The 22,771-nt window shown below is 63.0% G+C and carries 26 protein-coding genes and 2 tRNA genes; 14 read left to right on the forward strand and 14 right to left on the reverse strand.

Going from position 1 to position 22,771, the window contains the following annotated elements:
* Positions 1 to 20: 20 nt before the first annotated feature.
* Positions 21 to 1,031, reverse strand: coding sequence for a thiamine pyrophosphate-dependent dehydrogenase E1 component subunit alpha (locus ACTJK6_RS13755; protein WP_260801865.1), 1,011 nt, complete (start codon positions 1,029 to 1,031; stop codon positions 21 to 23).
* A 306-nt stretch (positions 1,032 to 1,337) separates the two neighbouring features.
* A complete protein-coding gene (gene lysM, locus ACTJK6_RS13760) occupies positions 1,338 to 1,823 on the reverse strand; it encodes a peptidoglycan-binding protein LysM (RefSeq protein ID WP_009241111.1) in 486 nt (161 codons plus the stop codon).
* A 302-nt stretch (positions 1,824 to 2,125) separates the two neighbouring features.
* Between lysM and ACTJK6_RS13765 the strand changes: the two genes are divergently transcribed.
* Positions 2,126 to 3,160 carry an extracellular catalytic domain type 1 short-chain-length polyhydroxyalkanoate depolymerase gene (locus ACTJK6_RS13765; protein ID WP_440839375.1) on the forward strand — a complete coding sequence of 345 codons (1,035 nt, stop codon included), beginning with the start codon at positions 2,126 to 2,128 and terminating at the stop codon, positions 3,158 to 3,160.
* Between the two features lie 7 nt (positions 3,161 to 3,167).
* Here ACTJK6_RS13765 and ACTJK6_RS13770 read toward each other — a convergent pair whose 3' ends face one another.
* From ACTJK6_RS13770 to gcvA, 3 genes are all read right to left on the reverse strand, one after another.
* Positions 3,168 to 3,473, reverse strand: coding sequence for a hypothetical protein (locus ACTJK6_RS13770; protein ID WP_232040563.1), 306 nt, complete (start codon positions 3,471 to 3,473; stop codon positions 3,168 to 3,170).
* 104 nt (positions 3,474 to 3,577) lie between these two features.
* Positions 3,578 to 3,988 carry a hypothetical protein gene (locus tag ACTJK6_RS13775; protein WP_232040564.1) on the reverse strand — a complete coding sequence of 137 codons (411 nt, stop codon included), beginning with the start codon at positions 3,986 to 3,988 and terminating at the stop codon, positions 3,578 to 3,580.
* A gap of 74 nt (positions 3,989 to 4,062) precedes the next feature.
* Positions 4,063 to 4,998 (reverse strand): transcriptional regulator GcvA, encoded by a 936-nt coding sequence (gene gcvA, locus ACTJK6_RS13780; RefSeq protein WP_440839376.1) that lies wholly within the window; start codon positions 4,996 to 4,998, stop codon positions 4,063 to 4,065.
* Positions 4,999 to 5,154: 156 nt separating this feature from the next.
* Here gcvA and ACTJK6_RS13785 point away from each other — a divergent pair, with 156 nt between their 5' ends.
* Positions 5,155 to 5,988, forward strand: coding sequence for an EamA family transporter (locus ACTJK6_RS13785; protein WP_440839377.1), 834 nt, complete (start codon positions 5,155 to 5,157; stop codon positions 5,986 to 5,988).
* A gap of 9 nt (positions 5,989 to 5,997) precedes the next feature.
* Here ACTJK6_RS13785 and greB read toward each other — a convergent pair whose 3' ends face one another.
* Positions 5,998 to 6,561 carry a transcription elongation factor GreB gene (gene greB / locus ACTJK6_RS13790; protein WP_260801869.1) on the reverse strand — a complete coding sequence of 188 codons (564 nt, stop codon included), beginning with the start codon at positions 6,559 to 6,561 and terminating at the stop codon, positions 5,998 to 6,000.
* A 115-nt stretch (positions 6,562 to 6,676) separates the two neighbouring features.
* On the opposite strand from greB, the gene ACTJK6_RS13795 reads away from it, so the two are divergent.
* A tRNA-Arg gene (locus ACTJK6_RS13795) sits at positions 6,677 to 6,753 on the forward strand.
* A gap of 169 nt (positions 6,754 to 6,922) precedes the next feature.
* Here the strand turns inward: ACTJK6_RS13795 and ACTJK6_RS13800 are convergent.
* A complete protein-coding gene (locus tag ACTJK6_RS13800) occupies positions 6,923 to 9,343 on the reverse strand; it encodes a RelA/SpoT family protein (RefSeq protein WP_232040568.1) in 2,421 nt (806 codons plus the stop codon).
* Here ACTJK6_RS13800 and ACTJK6_RS13805 point away from each other — a divergent pair.
* Positions 9,342 to 9,557 (forward strand): hypothetical protein, encoded by a 216-nt coding sequence (locus tag ACTJK6_RS13805; protein WP_440839378.1) that lies wholly within the window; start codon positions 9,342 to 9,344, stop codon positions 9,555 to 9,557. The genes ACTJK6_RS13800 and ACTJK6_RS13805 overlap by 2 nt on opposite strands.
* Positions 9,558 to 9,604: 47 nt before the next feature.
* Here ACTJK6_RS13805 and rpoZ read toward each other — a convergent pair whose 3' ends face one another.
* The 3 genes from rpoZ to ACTJK6_RS13820 all read right to left on the reverse strand — a co-directional run bounded on the left by rpoZ (position 9,605) and on the right by ACTJK6_RS13820 (position 11,568).
* On the reverse strand, positions 9,605 to 9,808 hold the full coding sequence (gene rpoZ, locus ACTJK6_RS13810) for a DNA-directed RNA polymerase subunit omega (protein WP_004630929.1): 204 nt from the start codon (positions 9,806 to 9,808) through the stop codon (positions 9,605 to 9,607).
* A gap of 136 nt (positions 9,809 to 9,944) precedes the next feature.
* The gene (gene gmk, locus ACTJK6_RS13815) at positions 9,945 to 10,610 is read right to left on the reverse strand and encodes a guanylate kinase (RefSeq protein ID WP_024975230.1); all 666 of its coding nucleotides are present in this window, start codon (positions 10,608 to 10,610) and stop codon (positions 9,945 to 9,947) included.
* 22 nt (positions 10,611 to 10,632) lie between these two features.
* Complete coding sequence (locus ACTJK6_RS13820; protein ID WP_260801870.1) at positions 10,633 to 11,568, reverse strand: YicC/YloC family endoribonuclease; 936 nt, start codon at positions 11,566 to 11,568, stop codon at positions 10,633 to 10,635.
* A 151-nt stretch (positions 11,569 to 11,719) separates the two neighbouring features.
* On the opposite strand from ACTJK6_RS13820, the gene ACTJK6_RS13825 reads away from it, so the two are divergent.
* The 6 genes from ACTJK6_RS13825 to ACTJK6_RS13850 all read left to right on the forward strand — a co-directional run bounded on the left by ACTJK6_RS13825 (position 11,720) and on the right by ACTJK6_RS13850 (position 16,633).
* On the forward strand, positions 11,720 to 12,745 hold the full coding sequence (locus tag ACTJK6_RS13825) for a serine/threonine-protein kinase (protein WP_024975228.1): 1,026 nt from the start codon (positions 11,720 to 11,722) through the stop codon (positions 12,743 to 12,745).
* Positions 12,746 to 12,850: 105 nt separating this feature from the next.
* Positions 12,851 to 13,765: a PP2C family protein-serine/threonine phosphatase gene (locus ACTJK6_RS13830; RefSeq protein WP_147214658.1), complete on the forward strand. Its 915-nt coding sequence runs from the start codon at positions 12,851 to 12,853 to the stop codon at positions 13,763 to 13,765.
* 94 nt (positions 13,766 to 13,859) lie between these two features.
* A complete protein-coding gene (gene rph / locus ACTJK6_RS13835) occupies positions 13,860 to 14,576 on the forward strand; it encodes a ribonuclease PH (RefSeq protein WP_232040571.1) in 717 nt (238 codons plus the stop codon).
* 11 nt (positions 14,577 to 14,587) lie between these two features.
* The gene (gene rdgB, locus ACTJK6_RS13840; protein WP_440839379.1) at positions 14,588 to 15,193 is read left to right on the forward strand and encodes an RdgB/HAM1 family non-canonical purine NTP pyrophosphatase; all 606 of its coding nucleotides are present in this window, start codon (positions 14,588 to 14,590) and stop codon (positions 15,191 to 15,193) included.
* 7 nt (positions 15,194 to 15,200) lie between these two features.
* Positions 15,201 to 16,469, forward strand: a complete 1,269-nt coding sequence (gene hemW, locus ACTJK6_RS13845) for a radical SAM family heme chaperone HemW (protein WP_260801871.1) — start codon at positions 15,201 to 15,203, stop codon at positions 16,467 to 16,469.
* A gap of 74 nt (positions 16,470 to 16,543) precedes the next feature.
* Positions 16,544 to 16,633: transfer RNA gene (locus tag ACTJK6_RS13850), tRNA-Ser, on the forward strand.
* Between the two features lie 124 nt (positions 16,634 to 16,757).
* Here the strand turns inward: ACTJK6_RS13850 and ACTJK6_RS13855 are convergent.
* Both ACTJK6_RS13855 and ACTJK6_RS13860 read right to left on the reverse strand, forming a co-directional pair.
* Positions 16,758 to 17,075 carry a hypothetical protein gene (locus tag ACTJK6_RS13855; protein ID WP_440839380.1) on the reverse strand — a complete coding sequence of 106 codons (318 nt, stop codon included), beginning with the start codon at positions 17,073 to 17,075 and terminating at the stop codon, positions 16,758 to 16,760.
* Positions 17,076 to 17,682: 607 nt separating this feature from the next.
* The gene (locus tag ACTJK6_RS13860; protein WP_316869884.1) at positions 17,683 to 17,850 is read right to left on the reverse strand and encodes a hypothetical protein; all 168 of its coding nucleotides are present in this window, start codon (positions 17,848 to 17,850) and stop codon (positions 17,683 to 17,685) included.
* Positions 17,851 to 17,904: 54 nt separating this feature from the next.
* Here ACTJK6_RS13860 and ACTJK6_RS13865 point away from each other — a divergent pair, with 54 nt between their 5' ends.
* The 4 genes from ACTJK6_RS13865 (at position 17,905) to ACTJK6_RS13880 (ending at position 20,877) form a co-directional block, all read left to right on the forward strand.
* A complete protein-coding gene (locus ACTJK6_RS13865; protein WP_232040575.1) occupies positions 17,905 to 18,489 on the forward strand; it encodes a PAS domain S-box protein in 585 nt (194 codons plus the stop codon).
* Positions 18,490 to 18,887: 398 nt separating this feature from the next.
* Complete coding sequence (locus tag ACTJK6_RS13870; protein ID WP_316869885.1) at positions 18,888 to 19,295, forward strand: hypothetical protein; 408 nt, start codon at positions 18,888 to 18,890, stop codon at positions 19,293 to 19,295.
* Between the two features lie 35 nt (positions 19,296 to 19,330).
* Positions 19,331 to 19,963: a DUF2968 domain-containing protein gene (locus tag ACTJK6_RS13875; protein WP_440839381.1), complete on the forward strand. Its 633-nt coding sequence runs from the start codon at positions 19,331 to 19,333 to the stop codon at positions 19,961 to 19,963.
* 182 nt (positions 19,964 to 20,145) lie between these two features.
* Positions 20,146 to 20,877, forward strand: a complete 732-nt coding sequence (locus tag ACTJK6_RS13880; protein WP_440839382.1) for a ribonuclease E — start codon at positions 20,146 to 20,148, stop codon at positions 20,875 to 20,877.
* Positions 20,878 to 20,903: 26 nt separating this feature from the next.
* Here the strand turns inward: ACTJK6_RS13880 and pcp are convergent, their stop codons facing one another.
* Both pcp and ACTJK6_RS13890 read right to left on the reverse strand, forming a co-directional pair.
* Positions 20,904 to 21,551: a pyroglutamyl-peptidase I gene (pcp, locus tag ACTJK6_RS13885; protein WP_260801878.1), complete on the reverse strand. Its 648-nt coding sequence runs from the start codon at positions 21,549 to 21,551 to the stop codon at positions 20,904 to 20,906.
* Positions 21,552 to 21,629: 78 nt separating this feature from the next.
* Positions 21,630 to 22,655: a TRAP transporter substrate-binding protein gene (locus tag ACTJK6_RS13890; protein WP_440839383.1), complete on the reverse strand. Its 1,026-nt coding sequence runs from the start codon at positions 22,653 to 22,655 to the stop codon at positions 21,630 to 21,632.
* Positions 22,656 to 22,771 lie beyond the last annotated feature (116 nt).

The raw sequence follows: 22,771 nt of genomic DNA on the forward strand, positions 1-22,771 counted from the left end.
GTGATGGCCGCAGGGGCTGCTTAGTGAACGAAAACGTGATTCAGCGCTTCACCCGGTTCCGGGTACGGGCTGTTGCGGCCGAAGTCGTAGGCCGCGTCAATGCGTGCCGAGATGGCGGCCCGCAGCGCGGTGTCTGCGTCGCCGTCGAGCAGCCCCGAAGCCCGCAGACTGTTTCCGAGCAGGTTGATGGGATCGGACTCGCGCAGATGCTTCGCTTCGTCCTTCGGGCGGTAGGTTTCCGGATCGCCCTGGAAGTGCCCGAGGTAGCGGTCGGTCTTGACCTCGATGAGCGTCGGCCCCTCGCCGCGGCGCGCGCGGGCGATCGCCTCGCCGGCTGCGTGATACACGGCCACCGCGTCGTTGCGGTCCACCAGCACGCCAGGCATGCCGTAGCCGGCAGCACGTACATCGTTGGAAGGCACGGCGGTCGAATCGGCCTTCTCGACCGAGATGCCGTACTTGTTGTCTTCGCAGATGAAGACGACGGGCAGCTTCCAGAGCGCCGCCAGATTCAGCGATTCATGGAATGCGCCCTGGTTGGCCGCGCCCTCGCCAAACACCGCGATGGCCACCCAGTCCTTATTCAGCTTGCGCGCAGCGAGCGCCGCGCCGCAGGCTTGCGGCATGCTCGCGCCAACGATGCCGCTGCACGAGAACTTGGTCTCCGGGTGGAACAGGTGCATATGGCCGCCCTTGCCGCGGCCCAGGCCCGTTGCCTTGCCGAAGATCTCGGCGGTCATTTCGTTCAGGGGCACACCCTTGGAGATGGCGAAATGGTGGGCACGGTGCGGGCCGACCACGGTGTCTTCGGGCCGCAGATGCGCACACACGCCCACTGCCACCGGTTCCTGCCCTGCCGACAGGTGCATCTCGCCAGGCACAGGGCCGGCACCAATATCAAAGGCCAGGCCCTTCTGGATTTTCGGCGGCAACTTGCCTTCCAGATAGACCTTCGCCATGGCCTCTTCATACTGGCGAATCTCGATCATCTTCTCGTACATCCACAGAAGATGTTGCGGTGTCGGATCCATGCAAAGTCTCCTCTTGCTCTCGTATCGGTGTCCGGCTGCTGGGCCGGCTGACCGGGAATTGCAAGAGGGGTGCCAGGTGCATGCGCAAAGAGGATGCGTGCATGGGAACTACCCGCAAAGCCTTTCAGCACAAGGATTTGCGACGATGCAACCGGAGAGGGCCAGGCACCTGAAGACGTCTCGGCAAAGCGCGGCCGAACGAGACAGACGTCGCAATGAATGCGACAGGTGTCTCACTCAACCGTCATGCGTGAGCAAAAGAAAAGGGCCCGAAGGCCCTTTGTCTTGATGCAACCGCCAGACAGATCACGCCGCCGGAATGCGCAGCTTCTGCCCGGGATAGATCTTGTCCGGATTCGACAGCATCGGCTTGTTGGCTTCGAAGATGGCCGGGTACTTGTTGGCATCGCCGTAGAACTTCTTGGCGATGGCCGAGAGCGTGTCGCCGCGCTCCACCGTGTGCCATTGAGACTCTTCCGACTCGGTGTTGACCGACATCTGGTCGTCCACCGACTTGATGCCCTCGACGTTGCCACAGCACAGGATGATCTTTTCGCGCGTGGCCTGGTCGGGCGCTACGCCGAACACCTTGGCAGCATCGCCTTCCACCTGCACTGACAGCGCCGTGGCGCTCAGGCCCTGCTGTGCGATGTAGTCCTGGATGGCTTGGCCCTTGGCATCGTCGGCCGCCTTGGCGGCATCGGCATCCGCCGACGCATCGGCTGGCGCAGCTGCAGCGCTGCCGTGGAACAGCTTCTCGCCAGCCTCTTTGATGAAGTCAAAAAAACCCATAACGACCTCCATAAGTACACAACGGGGAACGGGAAAGCAGAAAGGCGTGCCCTCATGGGGCTTGCCCGTCGCGGCAGTGTAGCCGCTCACCCACGGTGTCTCCATGACAGTCGCGCGCGCAATTGCAAACTTTGCCGCCCGCTTGAGCGACCATGAGGCGCTTTGCCCACTTTGAATGCTGCGTTGCAACAAAATCGCTGGCACACTGTCTTACCAACATCGAAACCCCTTGCGACCTCTCGGAGAGCACGGGCACCATCGTCCTCCCGAGCCACTTTGCCGCCGCCATGCACCGTAATTGGATGAAATCCATCACCCGGCTGGTCGACGCCCTGACCACACCGGGCTTTGGCCGCCAGTCATGGCCGCCCAAACCGGTCAAGCCGCTCAAGCCAACCACCCGCCGCGACAGCCCGCGCCGCGTACGCCCCACACCCACCCAGGGCACCTTCGTTCGCGAACAATTCATCTACGAACCCGAGTCGCCCGCCGTGGTGGCGCGCCGGCCGGAATACTGGCTCTACACACCGCCCACACGCGGCAGCAAGCCCCCCGCATTGATGGTGATGCTGCATGGCTGCAAGCAATCGGCAGAAGTGCTGGCGCATGGCACGCGCATGAACGCACTGGCAGACCGCGAGGGCTTTATCGTGCTGTATCCGGAGCAGCCGCGCCGCGCGCATCCGCAATGCTGCTGGCACTGGTATGACCCCGAGCACGCCGGCGCGCGCGAGGCCGATGGCATTGCCCAACTGATCGAACAAACCCTGGAACAAACTGGCGCCGACCCTTCACGTGTGTATCTGGCAGGGTTGTCGGCCGGCGCAGGATTGGCCGGCCTGATCGCATTGCGTCATCCGAAGCTGTTCGCCGCGTTGGCGCTGCATTCGGGCCCGGCGTTGGGCGTGGCGCGTTCGCCGGCGTCTGCGTTGAACCTGATGCGCCGCGGAGCCCGCGTCGACGTTGTCGAGGCGCTCTCAAGCGTGGTGAACGTGGCCACCTACCCCGGCATGCCGACGATGCTGTTGCACGGCCTGCGCGACGAGGCCGTCAACCCCGCCAACCAGGCGCAGTTGGCCGCGCAGTTCCGCGCGCTGAATCATCTTGGCGATGGGGGCAACGTCTCACGCCAGACCACGCGCGGCGAGGGCTATGTCCTGCGCAACGACATGCGCGACGGCGAATGCATCGTCAGCTTGTGCCAACTCACCGCCACGGGCCACGCCTGGAGTGGCGGCGACCCGCGCTATGCCTTCCACACGCCGGGGCCCGACTCGACGTGGCTGTGGTGGCAATTCGCACGCCAGCACGTTCGCGACGCAGCGCTGGCGGCGTAAGCGCGCCTCAGAGATCAATCGACTGCTGGACGGGGCTACGCCCGAGCAATTCATCGATCAAGCCATAGCCCCGCGCGAGCCCGGCCTCTTCGGCGGCCTCACGTGTGGGCAGCGGGCGCTCGTCGTGCGAGTGGGCGACGAGGGTTTCGACCGCCGTCGGGTCTGCGCCCGACTCGCAGATGCGCACGACAAAATCCCACTGCGTGGGCCCCTGCCCGCCCTTGTCGGATTTGCGCTCAGCACGCGGAATGGCCAGTACGTAGACGTCGAAGTCCTTGTACAGCTCGGTGCGCCAATTCGATTCCATTGTCATGTTGCCTCCCGGAAGACGCCGCAACTTCTCACTTGGCGGTTGCGACATCGACAGAATCGCGTGCAAAAAACAGGCCGGTACATGACCGGCCTGTCGTTGCATCGTCAGCATTCGCCCTTGCGCGCGTGACCCGGGGGACAGTGGTAGCGGTCGTCGCGATCCCGGCCACGGCCATGCCAGCGGCCGTCGTCGCCTCGGTCCCAGCCGCCGTCACGCATTTGCCAGCCGTGCGGACCCTGCTCCCAACGCGGCTCGCGCCAGTGGTAACCCGGTCGGCCATGTTCGCGATAGCCGCGACGCCAGACATAGCGGCCGTCGCGCCATTGCCAGTAACCCGGTACCCATACGTAGCCCGGCTGCAAGACTGGCACGGGCTCATACTGGGGCGGCGGGGGCGCGTAGGTGGGGCCGATCTGCACGCCGATCGACACCTGGGCCTGCGCCGGCAAGGCGATCGAACCAGCGACACCGGCAGCCGCCAAGCATGCAGCGAGAATCCATGCGTTCTTCTTCATGTGGGGACCTCCTTTTCAAAGCACTCGAGCGTGATTGCATCGTAGCATCGCGTTTCGCCCCCGCCTCTAGGGTGTTACGCGGCGTTACCTCCGTTACCGGAGGCCGGAAATGTATTCACGTTTGCGTGACGTTGCGGTCGTTCCTCCCCCAGCCACGCGCAAAAGGCCTGCACCACCTCGTCACCGAGATTGCGGGCAGGGCTGTACCAGTAGTAGCTGCGCGCGACCAGCGCGAGATCCGGAAACGGCGCCACAAGACGCCCCTCCTCCAGATCCTCCGCGATGAGCGCCGATGGTCCCATCGCGACACCCAACCCATCGATGGCGGCTTGAATCGACAGATAGAAATGCTCGAACGTGAGCGCATGCGCTGGCCGCAGGTTCGGCACGCCTGCCAGCACCAGCCAGCTGGGCCACACCGAAGGCAGCGTGTCCGAATGCAGCAGCGTGTGATGCCGCAAGTCGGACGGGGTCGATAGCGGCAAGCGCTCCAGCAACACCGGGCTGCACACCGGAAAGCGGCTCTCGTCCAGAAAGCGCCCGGATTGAAAGCCCGCATGAATCTCCGGCCCGCCACGGATGATCACGTCGAAATGATCAGGCAAGTCTTCGATCTCTTCGATGGAGGTGGTCAGCCGCACCTCCACGCGCGGAAAGCGCATCTGAAACGTAGAAAGCCGCGGAATCAGCCAGCGCATCGTGAACGTCGGGATGCTGTTCACACGGAGAATGCGCACGGCATCGCGGTCGCGCAGCGCCTGGCTGGCCATGCTGATGCGGTCAAGCGCTACGCCAATCTCGGCAAGGTAGCGTTGGCCCGCATCGGTCAGTTCCACACGCCGATTCAACCGACGAAACAACGACACACCCAGCCACGCCTCCAGCGCCTGGATATGACGGCTGATCGCGCCATGCGTGACGCTCAGTTCTTCGCCCGCGCGCGTAAAACTGAGATGGCGCGCCGCCGATTCAAAGGCGCGCACGGCATTCAGAGGGGGCAGCTTGCGCATATCGCGTGAGTTTTTTGCGCAGATCGAGTCAGTATATATCGATTGTTGATCACACTTTGCGGCGCTACGCTGGGGTCTTCTTGCTCTCGCTGACACGGCATCGAGTGAGAAAAATCGACCCGATTCTCACTTTCGCCCTTCGCGCACATCGTCATCGTGACCCCCGCCGTCATTGCCCTGGTTCTCTGCGCCGCCCTTCTCCATGCCTCATGGAATGCCATGCTGAAAAGCGGCTCCGACCGCCTGCGCGCCATTACGCTGATGACGCTGGCCTCTGGCGTGGCCGCAATACCGATGGCGATTGCATTGCCGTTGCCGGCGCCGGCCGCTTGGCCTTATGTGGCACTGTCCGCGGTGCTGCACGTCGGCTACAACGTGTTCCTCGCGCGCGCGTACCGGTTTGGTGAATTCGGGCAGGTGTACCCGATTGCGCGCGGATCGTCGCCGCTGCTGGTAACGGTGGGCGCCGCACTGTTTGCGGGCGAAATGCCGGGCGTGATTGCGCTCGCGGGCGTGGTGCTGGTGAGCGGCGGCATTTTGAGTCTGGCGCGCGGCCGCAAGGCCGACCTTGGCTCGACGCTGGCGGCCCTCACCACGGGCGTGTTCATCGCGTGCTACACGGTGTGCGATGGCATCGGCGCGCGGGTAGCCGGCAATGCGAATGCGTACTCGGCTTGGCTATTCATGCTCGACGGTCTGCCGATGGTGCTGCTCTATCGCGTGTGGAAAGGCCCTTTAAACATCGACCTGCGAGACGCCGCTACGCTCAAGACGTTTGGCGGCGGCGTGGTCTCGCTCATCGCATACGGCATAGTCATCTGGGCCGTGACGCTCGCGCCGATGGGGCCCGTGTCGGCCCTGCGCGAAACGTCGGTGGTGTTTGCCGCGCTGCTCGGCCGACTGTTCCTAAAGGAGTCGCTCACGGCGCGGCGCCTCTCGGCGTGCTCTGTCATCGCTTTCGGCGCCTACTGCCTGGGGCACCCGGCGTGAGGACACAACTCATGCAGAGCGCTGCGGATATTTGACTTCAAGGATGTCGATCTGCTCGACGCCCGTGGGCGTGCGCAGCGGCACCGTATCGCCCTCGCGCGCTTTGATCAGCGCTCGCGCAATCGGCGAGATCCAACTCACGTGTCCGATGTCCAGATCGACCTCGTCCATGCCGACGATGGTGACGGTGGTCTCGTCACCGCGCTGGTTGGCGTAGGTGACCGTTGCACCAAAGAAGATCTGATCGTTGTCGCCCTGCAAACTGGCGTCGACCACCTCGGCCTTCTCGATACGGCGCGTGAGAAAGCGGATGCGGCGATCGATCTCGCGCAGGCGCTTCTTGCCGTAAAGGTAGTCGCCGTTCTCAGAGCGATCACCATTGGACGCAGCCCACGACACGATGCTGACCACTTCGGGCCGCTCCGTGTCGATCAGGTGCATCAGCTCGGTCCGCAGACGCTCGTAGCCCGCTGGCGTGATGTAGTTCTTGGAACCCGGCGGCAAGGGCGCAGCGCCCTCGGGCAGATCGTCTTCGTCATCGCCGGAATCTTCCCGGACGAAAGCCTTGTTCATGATGGAAGCCACGGTGGATCAAGGCTTCATTATAGAAAGTTGGCCCCGCTCGAAGAAAAAGTGAAGAAGGGGGTTCACAAGACGGAAAATCTCTGTATAATCTCATTTCTCGGTTGCGGCTGTAGCTCAGTTGGATAGAGTACTTGGCTACGAACCAAGGGGTCGTGGGTTCGAATCCTGCCAGCCGCGCCAACCTAATACGAGAACGAGAAGGGCTTCCAGAAATGGAAGCCCTTTTCTTTTGTGCGCATCCGTCTCGCATGCGGCGCAATGTCCCAGCGCTCTTGGGTTCGCCGCAAGCGGCTACAAGCAAAAAAGGCGAAGCCCCTGGCCTCGCCTTTTTTTGCTTGTGCGTGGAGCATCAATCTCCGCCGCGATCTCGCGCAATGCGAATCACATCCGGGTTGCGCCGCAGCGCGCGCATCACATCCGCAAGGTGCACGCGGTCGTGCACCTGAATCAGGAACGTCATGTATGTCGCTTCCTGATCGCCCTCCTGCTCCATCGACACGTGTGCCACGTTGGCGTCGGCCGAGGTCAAATCCGCTGCTACGCGCGCAAGAATGCCCTTCGTATTGCGCACCAGCACCTTGATCGACACGTCGAACGCACGCGTCGTGTGCTCCGCCCACATGACGTCGATCCAGTGCTCCGGATCCTTGCCATGCAGGCGCTTTGCCACGCGGCATTCCTGCACGTGGATCTGCAAGCCTTCGCCCTTGCCGATATAGCCGACGATCGGATCGCCGGGAATCGGGCGGCAGCACGACGAGAACACCATCGCCATGCCTTCGTCGCCACTCACGGTGACGGCAGGCGCCTCTTCACCAGCAAAGGTATGCACGGCCGCCATCAAGGCTTCGTCGCCCTCGTGGCCACCTTCTTGCAAAAGGATTTCCAGACGGCGCGCAACCACGGCAGCCACCCGGCGGCCGAGCGCGAGATCCGCAAAGACATCTTCACGCGCCTTGTTGCCCGTCCACTGCACGATGCGTTCCCACACCTGGGCGGACACGGCCTTCATGTCAATGCCGATCTGACGCAGCGCCTGTTCGAGCAAACGCTCGCCAAGTTGAATGGCCTCATCCAGCTTGGCCGTCTTGAGGAAGTGCCGGATTGCCGCGCGCGCTTTGCCGGTGCGTACGAACGTGAGCCACGCCGGGTTCGGCTTCGAGTACGGCGCCGTCACCACCTCGACGATGTCGCCGTTCTTCAGCTCCGTGCGCAGCGGCAGCAACTCGTTGTTGATCTTGACCGCCACACACTGGTTACCCAGGTCACTATGCACCGCGTAGGCGAAGTCCAACGCAGTGGCACCGCGCGGCAGCGCGCGGATCTCGCCCTTGGGCGTGAACACGTAGACGGCATCCGGGAACAGGTCGATCTTGACGTGCTCAAGAAACTCCTGCGAATCCCCAGTCTGGCTTTGAATGTCGAGCAGCGATTGCAGCCACTGATGCGCTTGTTGCTGCGCCCGATCGGGCTCGTCGTGGTGCTGCTTGTACATCCAGTGCGCGGCCACGCCGGCCTCCGCGATCTGGTTCATCTCGCGCGTGCGGATCTGAAACTCGACCGGTGTGCCGAACGGGCCCACCAGCGTCGTGTGCAGCGATTGATAACCGTTGATCTTGGGGATAGCGATGTAGTCCTTGAACTTGCCGGGCATCGGCTTGTACAGGCTGTGCAGCGCACCCATCGTCATGTAGCACTGCATCTGCGTGTCGACCACCACACGGAAGCCATACACATCCAGCACCTGCGAGAACGACAACTGCTTGTCGTGCATCTTCCGGTAGATGCTGTAGAGCGTTTTTTCGCGGCCCGTCATCTCGGCCGGGATGCCTGCGTCAGCCAGCGCACGCTGAGCCGTTTCAAGAATGCGGCTCACAACCTCGCGTCGATTGCCGCGCGCGGCCTTCACCGCCTTCTCAAGCGTGGCGTACCGGAACGGTGAGCCGATGCGGAAGCTCAGTTCCTGCAGCTCACGATAGGTCGTGTTGAGCCCAAGGCGGTGCGCGATCGGCGCGTAGATCTCCATCGTCTCGCCCGCAATGCGGCGGCGCTTTTCCGGCGGCACGTGGTCGAGCGTGCGCATGTTGTGCGTACGATCGGCGAGCTTGACGAGAATCACGCGCACATCGCGCGCCATCGCGAGCAGCATCTTGCGGAAGCTCTCCGCCTGCGCCTGCTCGCGGCTCTGGAATTCGAGCTTGTCCAACTTGGTCAGGCCATCGACCAGTTCTGCGACTTTGGGGCCGAACTTCTCGGCCAGCTCGCTCTTGGTCACGCCCTGATCTTCGATCACGTCGTGCAGCAGCGCCGCCATGATCGATTGCACATCCAGCTTCCAGCCCGCGCAGATCTCTGCCACGGCCACGGGATGCGTGATGTAAGGCTCGCCGCTCTGGCGATACTGCCCGAGGTGCGCCTCGTCGGAGAAGTGAAACGCTTCCTTCACCAACTTGAGATCGGCCGGCTTCAGATACGAAAGCTTTTCGGTCAGCCCCGAAATGGAAACCACTTGCTGCCGAGGCGGTGCCGCCGGCTGCGAGGTCGGGCCAAACAGATGGCGATAGGTTTGCTCCAGCACCGCATCGATGAAGAGCGTGTCCGCGCCTTCGGACTTGGCCGTCTCCTCGGGTGCATCAGCACTTGCACCCTTGTGTGATTTTGGCGGCAGCGCTGCCCGCTCCCCGACCAGGTCGGCACCGCGCGGATCAGGCAAGTTCGGCGCGCCCGTACGAGGCGACGCAGGGCCGGAGCCGGAAGCGGAGGACGGCATGGAAACGATGGAAGCGGTGGAAGACCCGGAGGGATCCGTGGAGACGCCCAGCGCAGGACCGGACGACCTCGCGGACGATTCCACCGACGGCACGTTGTATTCGTGCGTGGCGGAATGTTCGGTCCTGGGCGAAGAAGCGGGCGAGGTAGGCATGCCGGGGTCTAGTGCGTTCGCGGCTCTTACATCCACGAAAGATCGCAATAACGATCAGTGACCGAGGCAGCGTACCACGCCAGGTAATGCCAAGTAACGCGTGTCAGCTCAGGACGGAACCTTCTTGAGCATCTCGATACCAACCTGGCCGGATGCGATTTCGCGCAATGCGGTCACGGTCGGCTTGTCCTTGGCATCGACCTTGGGCGTGTGGCCCTGCACCAACTGACGGGCGCGGTACGTTGCGGCCAATGCCAGTTCGAAGCGATTCGGAATCTGTTTCAAGCAATCTTCGACGGTAATACGCGCCATGAAAACTCCACCTGGTGGCAAATCTTGTTGATCTCGATATTTTAGCAGCAGCGCAGCACTTCCCTCGGACAGCGCGGGGAAGCGGGCGCTACCACACTTTCGCAATCGCGCTGAAAAACGCGATTGCGCTGCTTGCTCAATGAATACCCAGCTCGACGAACAGCTCGCCGTGGCGCGCCTTCTGGGCACCGAAGCGCAGACGCGTGGCCTGCACCACGGTGCGCAGCTCGGCCAATGCGGTATCGAACACTTCGTTGATGATCACGTAGTCGGCCTCGGGTGCGTGCGCCATCTCGGAGCCCGCCGCCAGCAGGCGGCGCACGATCACGTTAGGCTCGTCCTGACCGCGCTTCTTCAGACGCTCTTCCAGCGCCGTGAGCGACGGAGGCAGGATAAAAATTTCGACCGCGTTGGAGAAACGCTGGTGCACCTGCTGAGCGCCCTGCCAGTCGATTTCGAGCAGCACGTCGGTGCCGGCGCGCATCTGCTCTTCGATCCACACGCGTGAGGTGGCGTAGTAGTTGCCATGCACCTCGGCCCATTCGAGAAACTCGCCGCGATCACGGCAAGCCTTGAACTCCTCGACGGTCATGAAGTTGTATTCGCGTCCGTGCTGCTCGCCCGGACGCGGCTTGCGCGTGGTTGCCGAGACCGACAGGCGGATCGAGGAATCCTGTGCCAGCAGCGCATTCACCAGCGTTGACTTACCGGCGCCGGAGGGCGCCACGACCATGAACAGGCTGCCCGGAAAGTGATTCTCGATGGGCGTATCGACGGCAGAGTGCGCTTGAGAGGATGGCATGTTCTAGTTCTATCGTTTCGAGTTATTCGAGGTTCTGGACCTGCTCGCGCATCTGCTCAATGAGCAGCTTGAGTTCCATCGATGCATCGGCCAGCTCCTTGGCGGCGGCCTTCGAGCCGAGCGTGTTCGCCTCCCGGTTCAGCTCTTGCATCATGAAGTCCAGGCGCTTGCCGATCTGGCCGCCCTTTTCCAAGATGTGGCGCGTTTCGCGCAGGTGCGCCTGCAGGCGCGAGAGCTCTTCGGCGATGTCGATGCGGATGCCATAAACGGTGGCTTCCTGGCGAATGCGCTCGGACAGCTCGTCGCGCGTCAGTGCCGGAGTGCCTTCGGGCGCTGCCAGGCCAAACGCCTCGCGCAGGCGCTCGGTCAGCTTGTCCTGATGCTGCTGGATCAGGACCGGCACCATCGGCGTGAGTCTGTCGACGATGCCGAGCATTGCGTCCGCACGGTCAAGCAGCACGGCCTTGAGCGCATCGCCTTCGCGGCGGCGCGATTCGAGAAGTTGCTTGAGCGCCTCTTTGGCCGCCTCGATCACGGCGTCGCGCAAGGCGTCCTGTGTCAGTTGCGGCTCGGCCAGGACACCCGGCCAGCGCAGGATTTCGCCCATGCGCAGCGAACCCGATGCCGGCAGGTGGCGCGTGACCGCCTGCTCCAGTTTGGCCAGTTGTTGCAGCAGGTCCACATTGAGCGCCGCGACATCGCTCGCGGCTTCCTGGCGCTGCAGGTTGATCCGGCACTCCAGCTTGCCGCGCGACAGTGCGCTCATCAGCATTTCGCGCAGGGCCGGCTCGAAGGCGCGGCATTCCTCCGGGGCACGGAACAGCAGGTCGAGAAAGCGTGAGTTGACGGTGCGGAATTCGACCGAGACGGTAGCGACGCTCCCGCTGGGTGCGCCATGGGCGTCGGTAAAGGCTGCTTGGCGTGTGGCAACGCCGTAGCCGGTCATGCTGTGGATCATGGAATCGTGGTGTGTTGTTCTTGGTCGAATCAGGAAATCCGGCGGCGGTTATTTAACGCCCGGAATTGGCGGGGAATCCCCCACCTTTTGTCGCTTTACAACGTGTGGACTGGTCAGGGAGAATCCGACAGCCATTTCGCCACACAAACCCATGACAGAGTCAAAAGGCTCAGGACAGCCGCGCAGTGCCCCGTTGCCGGTCGGTACCTTGCTGTCCAATTATCGTATTGTAAAGAAGTTGGCCAGCGGGGGGTTCAGCTTCGTCTATCTTGCGACCGACGAACATGGGACGCCGGTGGCCGTGAAGGAATATTTGCCGTCTTCGCTGGCGCGTCGTGCACCGGGCGAATTGATTCCTGTCGTGCCTGAAGAAAGCGGGAGTGCATTCCGCCTCGGGCTGAAATACTTCTTTGAAGAAGGCCGGTCGCTGGCCAAGATTTCTCACCCTGCCATCGTGCGCGTGCTCAATTTCTTCCGGGAAAACGGCACCGTCTACATGGTGATGACGTATGAGCAGGGTAAAACGCTGCAGGAACACATCCTCACCGCGCGCCAGCAGGGCAAGCTGAAGATGCTGCGCGAGCGCTTCATCCGCCAGGTCTTCCATGACCTGATGAGCGGCCTGCGCGAAGTCCACATCCACAAGCTGCTGCACCTCGACATCAAGCCCGGCAACATCTACCTGCGCGAAGACTTTTCACCGATCCTGCTCGACTTTGGCGCCGCAAGGCAGACGCTCACCGCCGAGGCCTCGCGCTTCCAGCCGATGTACACGCCGGGCTTTGCCGCGCCGGAGCTGTACCGCAAGCACAATGAGCTGGGCCCGTGGACGGACATCTACAGCATCGGCGCCACCATCTATGCCTGCATGGCCGGCACGCCGCCCCAGGAAGCCACGCAGCGCGAGAAAGACGACAAGTTGGAAGAAGGCCTGGAGCGCTTGCGCAAGGTCTATACGGCCAGCCTGATCGATCTGGTTGGCTGGTGCCTGAAGATGAAGCCGGAAGAGCGTCCGCAGAGCGTGTTCCGCCTGCAAAAGGTGCTGCGTGAAGAAAGCAACGCGCTGACAGAGTTGCAGGCATTGACCGCCGTCACGCAGGGCGGCCCGGTGCCAGAAGAGAAAGAGGCGTTGACGACACGTTTCATGAGCCGCCTGTTGCGCCGCCGGGACAGTTGACCGCCCAGACGCCGCCCATAGGCGGAGTATGATTCCAAAACGGTGTAACACCAGGCGCGACGTGCCGGTGCACCGCATCCCTCACCGAATATTTATTTAGCCGCAATGCGATTCTCGGTTTATCAGGAAAGCAAAAAAGGCGCGCGACGCGTCAACCAGGACCGCATGGGCTACTGCTTCACGCGCGATGCCATGCTCATGGTGCTGTGCGACGGCCTGGGCGGGCATTCCCTGGGCGAAGTTGCGGCCCAGCAGGCTTTGCAGACCATGGCGCGCCAGTTCCAGCGCCACGCCCGTCCGTCGATTCGCAATCCGCGTGATTTCCTGCACGAGAGCATCATGCTCGCGCACCGCGACATCCATCGCTATGCCGAGACGAACGGCCTGCCGGATGCGCCGCGCACGACGATCGTTTGCGCACTGGCCCAGCGCGGGTCGCTGCATTGGGCGCACGCCGGTGATTCGCGCATGTATCTGATGCGCAAGGGCGAGCTGGTGACGCGCACGCGCGATCACTCCAAGATCGAAAACCTGCTGCAACAAGACCGCGTGCTGCCGATGCAGGTCGCGAACCACCCCGAGCGCAACAAGATCTACAACTGCCTGGGCTCGCCCAATCTGCCGCTGATCGACATCGGCGGGCCGGTCAACCTGGAACCGGGCGACGTTGCCATGCTGTGCTCCGACGGCCTGTGGGGCAGCGTGCAGGAAGACGAACTGATCGACACCTGCACCAGCTTCTCGGTCACGCAGGCAATTCCTGAACTGATCGCCCGCGCGCTGCGCAATGCCGGCGACACGGCCGACAACACCACCGCCATCTCCATGATGTGGGAGCTGGATGCCGTGACCACCACGCAGGATTCGGTGCAGACCGACACCCTCCCCCTGAACGCCTTCACCACGTCCATCCTGGACGCGCCGCAAAGCGAATCGGGGCTGATGTCGGAAGAGGAAATCGAGCGCTCCATCGCGGAAATCCGCGCCGCCATCGACAAGACCAGCAACCTGACGCGCTAAGCACGTCGCGCAGTCCTCATCCGGCCCGCCCTGCCGAGCGCAGCGCGGGCCGGTATCATGTCGGGCTAACCGTTTTCCTCAGCGAGACCCCCACATGCGACCCAGCGGCCGCCAGCCCGACCAACTCCGTCACGTCACCCTCACCCGCAACTTCACGCGCCACGCCGAAGGCTCGGTGCTGGTCTGCTTTGGCGACACGCAAGTGCTCTGCACGGCCAGCGTGCTCCCCAAGGTGCCGCCGCACAAGAAAGGCAGCGGCGAGGGCTGGGTGACGGCCGAATACGGCATGCTGCCGCGCTCGACGCACACGCGCTCCGACCGGGAGGCCGCACGCGGCAAACAGACCGGCCGCACGCAAGAAATCCAGCGCTTGATCGGCCGCGCGATGCGCTCGGTGTTCGATCTGCGCGCGCTGGGCGAGCACACGCTGCATCTCGACTGCGATGTGCTGCAGGCCGATGGTGGCACGCGCACGGCCAGCATTACCGGCGCGTTCGTCGCCGCATATGACGCTGTCTCGGTCATGCGCGAAAAGGGCCAGTTGGTGGGCAACCCGGTCCGCGACTTCGTGGCCGCCGTATCGGTGGGCGTGGTGGATGGCGTACCGGTGCTCGACCTGGACTACCCCGAAGACTCGGCGTGCGATACCGACATGAACGTCGTCATGACGGGCAGCGGCGGCTTTGTGGAAGTGCAAGGCACGGCGGAAGGCACGCCGTTCTCGCGCGCTGAAATGGACGCACTGCTGAATTTGGCCGACCAAGGCATCCGCACGCTGATCGGCCTGCAAAAGCAGGCCTTGGGCCTGTGAACGACACTGCCATGCGCAAGATCGTTCTGGCATCGAACAACGCCGGCAAGCTGGCCGAGTTCAACGCGCTGCTGGGCACCCTCGGGTTCGACGTGACGCCGCAAGGCGCGCTCGGCATTCCCGAGGCGGAGGAGCCCTATGCGACCTTCGTTGAAAACGCGCTCACCAAGGCACGCCACGCGAGCCGTGCCTCCGGCCTGCCCGCGCTGGCAGACGACTCAGGCATCTGCGTGCATGCGCTGGGCGGCGCGCCGGGCGTGTATTCAGCGCGCTATGCACAACTGGTGGGCGAGCCCAAAACGGATGCCGCCAACAACGCCCGCCTCGTCCGTGAACTGGCCGGCAAGGCGGACCGCGGCGCGCACTATGTTTGCGTGCTCGTCTACGTGCGCCATGCCGATGACCCGCAGCCGATCATTGCCGAAGGCAACTGGTTTGGCGAGGTGATCGACACCCCGCGCGGCGACGGCGGCTTCGGCTACGACCCCCACTTCCTGCTGCCTGATCTCGGCAAGACCGCTGCCGAGCTGACCAAGGCCGAGAAGAACAGCGTGAGCCATCGTGCACAAGCCCTCGCGCAGCTTGTCGAACGGCTGCGCACCTTTGAAAACGCCTGAAGTTCCGATGATCCCGATTCACCCCGCCGGCGCAGCCAAGACGCCTTCCGCAACTGCCGCTGAGACTGGTGACAAGGTCACCTCCGTCTTCCTGCAGCCGGGCAAGATCAGCCTGCCCGCTTCGCCGCCGCTGTCCTTGTACGTGCACGTGCCGTGGTGCGTACGCAAGTGTCCGTACTGCGATTTCAACTCGCATGCGGAGCCGGACCAGGGCATCCCGGAAGAGCGCTTTCTCGCTGCCGTGCGTCAGGATCTGGAGGCCGCGCTGCCGATGGTGTGGGGCCGGCATGTGCATACGATCTTCATCGGTGGCGGCACGCCCAGCTTGTTGTCGGCGCAGGGGCTGGATCGTCTGCTGTCGGACATCCGCATGCTGCTGCCGGTCGACGCCGACGCCGAGATCACCATGGAAGCCAACCCGGGCACGTTTGAGGCCGAACGCTTCCGCAGCTATCGCGCCAGCGGCGTGAACCGCCTGTCGATCGGCATCCAGAGCTTCAACGACGCACACCTGCAGGCGCTCGGCCGCATTCACAGCGCCACTGAGGCCCGGGCCGCCATCGACATCGCCCGCGCGCATTTCGACAACATCAACCTCGACCTGATGTTCGCCCTGCCGGGCCAGACACTCGCCGAATGCGAAGCCGATGTGGAGGCCGCGTTGTCGTTCGATACGAACCACGTGTCGCTGTACCACCTGACGCTGGAGCCGAACACGTACTTCGCCAAGTACCCGCCCGCGCTGCCGGATGAGGACACCGCGTTTGCGATGCAGGACTGGATTCACGCGCGGCTGTCTGCGGCGGGCTACGAGCACTACGAGGTGTCGGCATACGCCAAGGCGGGCAAGCGCTGCAAGCACAACCTGAACTACTGGCAATTCGGCGATTACCTTGGCATCGGGCCAGGCGCGCACGGCAAGCTCAGCTTTCCGCACCGGGTCATCCGCGAGATGCGGCACAAGCATCCGGACACATACCTGCGCCAGGCTGAGACGGCCGGCGGTGCGGCGGTCATGCAGGAGCAGCGCGAAGTCGACGCCGCCGACCTGCCGTTCGAGTTCATGCTGAACGCGCTGCGTCTGACGGATGGTTTCCCCGTCACGCTGTTCCAGGAACGCACCGGCCTGCCGCTTCGCTCGATCGAGCGACAACTCGACGCCGCCGAGCAGCGCGGCTTGCTGACGCGCGACCATGTTGCCATCCGCCCGACCGAGCTGGGCCAGCGATTCCTCAATGATTTGCAGGAATTGTTCTTGGCTGACGACGAAAACTGACGGTAACCGGTGCCAAGTTGCGCCAGGTGCCGTTACAATGGCGCCCTTGCTCGCAACGAGCAGCGCAGTACGAAGGAAGCGTGGCCGAGTGGTTTAAGGCAGCAGTCTTGAAAACTGCCGATGGGGTGACCCATCCGTGAGTTCGAATCTCACCGCTTCCGCCAGTCTTTGCCTTGCCACAGGGCGTTCCAGATTTCTCCAACACTCCCTCGCCGCGTCGATTGACAACGCCGTGCCGCGGGCATTTCCGCTTTTACCAGTTCCGGGTCTTCAATAGCGCATGCCGTGTTAGTGCCGCGCCATTGGCCAAAGCGCATCGGGATCTTGTCCAAGCGCCTTGGCAATGGCCAGACGAACGCGCTTGGCCCCACTGCCCGCGATGGAGGACGACAGCAGTTGCGGAGTGACGTCGTCCAAACCCAGCTTTTCTGAAAGTTCACGCAAGGTGGCCTTGCCGAAACGCTCGTTGAGGAGGCGTTTTACGGTGGGTATGGCGCGGGGAAATTCGCGAGGAGCGGGCGTGCCACTGCCTGCCTGGCTAGCGCTCTTGCGCTCCTTCGGCTCTATCGACAAATCGGCCGACTGAGGCAGAGAACTCTCGGCCATTGAACGGCCTAAATTGGTCAAAGCTTCAGCTGCGTCTCGCCCTGTGCTGGAGCACATCGTGTCCGGTGCGACCAACACCGCAAAATAGCGTCCACGGTCTTGATACAACCTCACCTTGCAAATCAAATCCATAGTATTCGGGCGCTAAATAAAAACCGGCTTATTGATTATTCTTTTTTTAAATGGAATAACCTGACCGCGACTGCTATGCGCCGTTAACCAGAGCCAAGAACGCAAGCGCCTCCCCAAGCCCCCCCGGGCTTGGGGTTGGTCGAGCGCATGAAGACTCTTCCCCGTTCTTCAAAAAAGGTACAACTCTTTTTATTTTTTCTCACCAATAAGCTTATTGGTGAGGACTTGCGCATCAATGCCGGAGCAATGTCGCCGGATCGCCAACTCGAAAAGACCCGGAAGAATCCGCTTACCCCCGTGTCAGCGCGTCGGGCTTGGCCTGTGACGGCCAGACGACTTGCTATTTTCCCCGTTACCCGCCCCGCATCGATTCCATGGAATCGAGAGGGCGCTGAACATTGTTATTAGGCATGATGCTGACACCGCATATTGTGGGCAACGATAGCAGACGCTATTCTGAGTGGCACCCTGCTAATTAGAGGGCATGAACCTGCCAGTAGATGCCGTTCGTGCCTGCTGCTTTTTGGTGCAGCGGGCTCGAATCAGCATATTCCGGGGCGCCGTAAACGCTGGCAGCGCTGTCAATGATCACTGCCTTGTGCACTGTTTGTTGCTGCCTGGGATTGCGACCCTGCTTGGTCATGCACATCGGCGCCGGCCACCACTTCTTTTGTATTGCAACCAAACGCGGCAGACCATGGAAGTCCTCAATGATGTGAGCGCGATCGCTTTGGCCAATAGCCTTCCGGATGGCGTCTTCCTGGTCGACGAGCGGGGGCGGATCCGTCACGCCAACGCGGCCTGGCAAGACCTCCTTGGTTATCGGCCATCCGAGCTGGTCGGGCAATGCATGCTTGAACTCGTAGCGCCGGACGACCGCGACAGAACCCGAAGGGAGGCCGGTCGCGTTCAGGCGGGTGCAAAGTGCACCGGATTCGAAAATCGCTATCGCCACCAGCTTGGCACCGATGTCCAGTTGTCATGGTCGGCGCAGTGGAGCGTCGAGCACCGACTGCGCATCGGCGTGGCGCGTGACGTCACCGCAACGCGGGCCCTGGCCGAGCAGAGCCAGCTGGCGCAACTGCAAGCGCGTCTGGCGCCTCACGAATCCCGGGTATTGCAGTTGTTGTTGACGGAGGCCGCGGAAAAGCAGATCGCGGAACAGCTCGGCCTGGCCACGTCGACAACGCACTCTTACATCACGAATATCTATCGCAAATTCGGCGTGCGTGGCCGCGCTGGGCTAATGAGCCTGTGGCTCAAAGAGATGCAGAACCGCTGATACCCGCTTTGTTCATGGCTGGGCCTTGGTAGAGGAGCGCTTGCGCTCACCGGTTTCCTGTATCGCCGGTACGCCAACTCCACCTTGTGCCCGGCCACCCGTCGATATCACAACACCATCTGGCACAAATGGCCCACGCACCCTGGGCTATACTGCCGCCCGTCACGCACACAACGTGACCTCGGATTGGCGTCCGGGAATATCGCAGGCGGGTACGACCGCCGGTTGGCGGTTTTTTTACGCCCGTACATCAAGCGCCTCCTCTGGTCGGGCCTTGGTGGGGGAGCGCTCGCGCTCGCCGGTTGCCTGCGATACCGGTACGCCAACTCTACCTTGTGCCCGGCCACCCTGATTGGCGTCAGGGAGCGGGATACCAACCCATCGCAGGAGGCCACAACGTGCGCCATGCCATCGCTCGCCCCGAGCAATCGCAATCCCCCTCCCCAGACGGCAGCCGCAAATTCCAGCGCGAGATTGAATCGCTTCAACAGCAACGTGCCGACCTCGTGCGAGCGCTGGCAGCGGCCGAAGCATCCGTAAGAAGATTTCCCCTCGGCTCATTGCAACAGGCAAACGCGCGGGCCCGTGTCACGCGTTTGCAGAGAGAATTGCGACGCTTGAAAGCCGCGCTTGGCACGCCAAAGCGGCATCAGGACGTGGGCGACTTCCTGATCGAGATGTTCCGCGAGCGCGTCTCCTTCAGTGAATGGCAGTGCATCGTCGCCGAAGCCCGACGCCGCCACGACTCAAAAGCGACGGAAGGTCAAATCGGTACGCTCCCTGCGGGGCTGGGCGCACAAAGCTGATATAGTCGCGTCGCCTCCGATTTCTGAACTTTGCGATGTCTCTCGTACTCCGCCGAACCGTCCTCACGTTCGTTGCCGCAGCCTCGGTTGCAGGCGCCGGCTTGGTCCACGCGCAAGCCAGTGCGGCACAAGCGCCAGCAGCGTCCACGGCTGCATCGGGCGGTACCGTCGCTGAACTGCAGCAGTTGCTGGCGCAGAAACGCCTGACCGAACTGCGCACGACCTACAACGGCGACTACGGCACCAGCCTGCTGCTCGTCAACGAAGACACCACGGCCTACGTTGCCCTGTCGTATCGCAAAGAATTGTGGCGCGTGTACAAGTTTGCGTCGGTCGCTCCGGCCGAAGGCGCATACGACACGCTGGCCAGCCAGACTCGGACGTGGGCCGAAGATGATCTGCGCCGCGCCGTCACGGCGGGCCAGAAGGCGCAACTGGAGCGCGAAGCCCAGGCGGCTCAGCAGCGCGCCGAATCGCTCAGCCAGGAAGTGCGCATCATGCAGGCGCAGCGTCAGAAGATGCTGACCGAACAGCAGACCATGCGCCAGGAAACCAAGGCGCTGGACATTGAGCGCCGCGCGTATCAAACCCAGGTTGAATCGCTGCAGCAGCAGATCCGCCTGCTGGAAAAGCAGCTGAATGATCCGCACTGGTCGCCTGCGCCGTAACGATCTTTGGCGCCACCTCCCTGGCCTGCGCGAGAGCGGTGGGCCAGCGACCTCTCCGCGCTAGATGCAGCACGCATCGACTTAAGACCAATCTGATCGACCACCGTCCATCTGCCGCTTAGCATGGCGCCTGCTTGCGCAGCCGGCTTGGATGTCCGCTGCGGCCATCAGCGGAGACGGCCTTGGAATCCCCCAACTTCATCATCGACGGACACCTGCGCCTACCTGGTCTGGTGCGTATGCCGCCGCCCTTCGGGCCAACGCTCGATAACGTGCAGGCCAACGCCGCTACACAGGTCAGCGCGCCGATCGATCCCGCAGCCAACACGTGGGGGGACGCTGGTGCTGCGGGTCATGGGCAGTGGCGTCGACGCGTGACTGTGCTGTCGATTGGCATGGCGTGCACATTGGCGGCTGCGCTGCTTGGCTGGCAGACCGGGCAGCATCGGCAACCCGCTGCACAGCTTGATCAAACAACCGTGGCCGCCCTCCCCCCGCAGACCGCATCGCCACGTTCACTCGATCATTCTCTTGCATTGCCGGCGGCGCCCGTGGAAACCAACGAAGCCACGGAGCCGCAAGCCGCTACCACGGCAGCAGCCGCAGCCAACGTTGCCCAGGCGACCGATATGACTTTCGACGAAACGGAAGTTGCCGCGCCGGTCATCGCTGCAACACCGCCGGCCGCGACGCCATTGCCGGTGAAGCCGCGGCCTCGAGCGCTGGCGCAGGCCGTCGCGCGCCCGCCGACGGCGTCCGAATTGCAGCACACACCCGTGTTGCACGACGAAACGCCAGCGTCCATCGAAGCCGAATGGGCCACGGCCGACACGGCGCCGATCACCTCAGCCTATGCAGCGCCGGGCACACCGGTGCACATCGAACTACAACGGCATAAGCGCTTCACGGACTGAACAGCGCGCTGCGCCGTCGCGCAGGCTCAGTGCAGCTGGCCGCCCGTTTCGCGTACGTCGTGCAGCGTGCGCAGCGTTGTCTCGATGGCGATGCGCAGGCCTGTGACGATGGTGTCGTGCGCCATGCTCGGTTGCCCCGGGTGCTTGGCTGCCTGCGACGGCAGATACGGGATGTGGATGAAGCCGCCGCGCGTAGGCAGCTTGTGACGGGCGATGGCATGCATCAGCCCATAGAAGACGTGGTTGCAGACAAAGGTGCCCGCCGTCTGCGACACCGACGCAGGAACACCGCCGGCACGCAACTCGCGCACGATGGCCTTGATCGGCAGCGTTGAAAAATACGCGGCCGGTCCGTCGCTTGCGATTGCGATATCGATGGGCTGTTTGCCGGCGTTATCGGCAATGCGGGCGTCGTCGACATTGATGGCGATGCGCTCGATGGCCATCTCGGCGCGGCCACCGGCCTGCCCCACGGCGATCACCACATCCGGCTGCAGTGTCTGCAGCAACTTGCCGAGCACTTTGTTGGATTCACCAAAGATGGTCGGCAACTGGCGCGCAACGATGTCGGCGCCGGCGATTCCCTGCCCATCGAGGGTGCGCACGGCTTCCCACGACGGATTGATGGGTTCGTTCTCGAACGGATCGAAACCGGTGACGAGGACGGTAGGCATGACGTTCTCCTGCGTGCTGCGTAAGACTAAAACGATGATAAACGTCCGTCGAACATCATGCCCAAGCGCGTTGCGGCGTCAGTTGGCCTTGCTGCGCTTGTTCTCGAAGTTCAACAGGATGTCGACTTCTTCCGTGCCCGCGGTGTGCAGCCATTCACGCGTCAGGCGTTCGCCCAGGCGGCGCATGTCGCCCTGCAAGGTCACGTCGGGATTGAGCACGCGCACGCCGGTTTTGGCGAGCTCGGCTTCATCGCGCTCATAGGTCTGGCGGCTGGCGTCCCAACCCCGCGTCTCGTAATCCTTGGCAAGCTTGAGCACGGTCTGCTGCATCGCCGGCGGGAGCTTGGCGAAGCGCGCCTCGTTGACGAACACGGCGTTCTTCGGGATCCACGCGTTGACCTTGTAGTAATAGGTCATGCGCTGGCCAGCCTTCGTTTCCAGACCGGTGGACGGCGAGGTGACCATGGTGTCGATCCGCCCGCCGGCAATCGCGGCGGTCAGATCGGCGGCTTCCACCTGCACGGCCTGGGCACCATACAACTCGGCAATGCGCTTTTGCGCCGCGTTATAGGTGCGCAAACGATGTCCCTTCAGGTCGGACAAACGGGCGATCGGTGTTTCGGAATACAGGTTCTGCGGCGGCCAGGGTACGGCGTACAGCAGGCGCAATCCGTTGGCCTTCATCAGCGCTTCGATGTGGCTGCGCGAGGCATCCCACAGCAGGCGCGCATCGTTGTAGCCCGACACCACGAAGGGAATCGAATCCACGCCGAAGAGCGGATCGCGCTGGGCCAGCGTCGAAAGCATCACCTCGCCAGCCTCGGCTTTGCCGTCCTTGACGCCGTCAAAGATGGCGGCCGGCTTGAGCAGCGTACCGTTCGGATAAACCTCAAGCTTGAGCCCGCCGTTGGTGGCGCTGCTGACGGCGCTGGCGAAGGCCTGCAGGTTTTGCGTATGAAAATTGAGGGCCGGATACGGCGTGGCCACTCGGAGCGTTTCCGCGCTGGCTTGCGCGGCGGAAATCAGCGACAGGGCACTGACTGCGAGAACACAAAGAAAGCGGCGTCCCGACATGGAACGGCCGCTCGTCATCTGGCTGCTCATGAATCCCCCCGGAGAAAGAGCACGATGCGAGGTCTACGACCGCATGCCCTTGTCTCGCGGGCAGCGATCGCGCTTGGTGACGTCGGCGGGGGAAGAACCGCCCGCGTGACGCACAC

The sequence above is a fragment of the Ralstonia sp. 22086 genome (assembly GCF_052045975.1).
GTDB lineage: Bacteria > Pseudomonadota > Gammaproteobacteria > Burkholderiales > Burkholderiaceae > Ralstonia > Ralstonia wenshanensis.